This window comes from Chamaesiphon sp. OTE_75_metabat_556 (assembly GCF_031378165.1).
In the GTDB taxonomy this organism is placed as follows: Bacteria; Cyanobacteriota; Cyanobacteriia; order Cyanobacteriales; family Chamaesiphonaceae; genus Chamaesiphon.
Genome location: NZ_JANNDR010000527.1, coordinates 1 through 1623, shown reverse-complemented (window position 1 = coordinate 1623; position 1623 = coordinate 1). Strand labels below are relative to the sequence as shown.

1 protein-coding gene and 1 pseudogene are annotated in these 1623 nt (G+C 48.6%); both read right to left on the bottom strand.

Annotation, left to right across the window (positions count from 1 at the left end):
- On the bottom strand, positions 1–1146 hold a 1146-nt coding region (locus RMO27_RS20905), incomplete at its 3' end, for a CHAT domain-containing protein (protein WP_309736206.1).
- Between the two features lie 152 nt (positions 1147–1298).
- Positions 1299–1623, bottom strand: a pseudogene (locus RMO27_RS20900) (hypothetical protein); the annotation flags it as partial.

Below are 1623 nucleotides of genomic sequence, written 5' to 3'. Positions count from 1 at the left end.
CTTTAGACCTCGCTGTAAATAGCGTCGCCGCCCAACAAAGCCATCTTTCCCCGCCACCTTAATTAAGCCCCCAGGATCGAGGACTACAGTGTTTGCCTCTAGCGATCTTTGCCAGACATCATCTTCGGGCGATAATACTAGTGCCTCCCAAGCTCCTAGTTCTGCATAGAGCCGCAATAAACACCAATCTGGCACATTTTCTTTAATTAGACTTTGATAAGTCAACGCCAATGACTCCGCTAGCGTAGAACCCTCTGCCAAAGATTTGTACAACTCCATTGCCGCAAAGATTGCGCCGATATCGCCCACCGGACGACCCCAACCCAATACCGCTGGTGCGCCCTGTGCTACTAGCCCCGCAGCCAGAGAGACAGCACTGCCTCTATTCCCGCTTTCCCCTGTCCGGCAACCAGACAAGAAAATCAGTGGTGGATAGCGGAGCCTGAACGCATCTGCAAAGTCCTGAATACTGGCATCTACTCGATCGCCTTCTAGCGACTCCGTAATAAAATAGGGTACCCCATCTCGGATATCCGCATGTCCGCTGAGATGAAAAACATCAAATCGATCTTTAAATCTGCGCCAGAAGTTCTTCAATTCTTCGACACAACCACTTTCTTCCACCCGCAATTCCATCGCCAATTCGCGCGTCGCATCTAAAATCAAGGCTTCCTCAGCCTCAAACTCCAGCTTAGGATAAACACCCTCTGGATCTGTTGCCATAAACAACGTCTGTAACTGATGTTTCGATGGCTCTCTTGTTACCACTGGGCGATCGAATCCACCCACCACCCGAATCGGCACGATCGATCGAGCCACCAAAAAGCCCTCATAATATAAAATCTCCCACGGCAAACCACCCAGCCGATCCTGACAATCGATCGCAAGAATTAACCCTTGGCGTTGTTGGGCGATCGATCGACTCAGCCACCGTTCCGTACCATCCAACCAATCAAATAACTTGCGCCCCATCTTTGCCAGATCGGGACTATTTTTCGCAAAATCTGTATCGGCAAAATCATATAATCCGGCAATCTCCGCCAGCAGTAAATTTCTCGACTGATACTGGTTTTGTCCCGGCACTCGATAGCGTAGCTCTACAAACTGCTCGTCGATCGGTTTCAATTCCAGATATACAATATTCATCGGGCTACTGCTAGGCTGACATCCTTATGTTACCCATCACACTTCAATTTTTTGACATTACTATAATTCACCCCCAATTCCAGGCTGGAATCGGGGGTGAAGATCGTATTTTTAAAAGATTCTTTAATCGATTGGAATCGATCGACTCTCGTCTAAAATCCGTAAGAAACTCCGACCGACAATACAGGATAAACATTAAATCCCCGCAGATCGTTTTCGGTTTGACGAGCTTGACTATCGATTTGGGCGCGCGTCGTGGCGTTGTTATTAAAACTGGGATTGCTAGCAGTCAGCGAGACTTTCGGCGAACCTGTAAACATCACACCCAGATCGGCATTGAAGCCCAAACCTTCATTAGTCGATTTACCGATCCCGATGCCGAGATACGGCGCGATCGAGTTACCATACGCATACTCACCATTGAGCGTGCCAACACTGCTGGCTGCATACTGATTGCCCGCGATCGTATAAGTACCA